The organism is Mesorhizobium sp. WSM4887, from assembly GCF_029625865.1.
Taxonomy (GTDB): Bacteria; Pseudomonadota; Alphaproteobacteria; order Rhizobiales; family Rhizobiaceae; genus Mesorhizobium.
Map to the genome: position 1 here is coordinate 1 of NZ_JARTVP010000062.1, position 258 is coordinate 258.

General features: G+C 67.4%; 1 pseudogene. It reads right to left on the bottom strand.

The features are described 5' to 3' along the window. A pseudogene (locus P9230_RS32325) lies at positions 1 to 258 on the bottom strand (multidrug ABC transporter ATP-binding protein); the annotation flags it as partial.

Consider the following 258-nt stretch of genomic DNA (forward strand, 5'->3'; position numbering starts at 1 on the left):
CCGTCGAGCTGCGCCCGCCGCGCGGCATCGGCGATGGCGTCGTCGGAGGCGCCGAGACGGCCATAGGCAATGTTTTCGCGGATCGAGCCGCCGAACAGGAAGACATCCTGCTGGACAATGCCGATCTGGCCGCGCAGCGAAGCGAGCGTCATGTCCCTGATATCGAATCCGTACATCGTCATCATAAAAGCTCTGGCGTCGGAGTGGCGGGGCGGCAGGGGGGGTGTGGTGGTGTTGCCGGGGGCTGGGGGCCGGCGG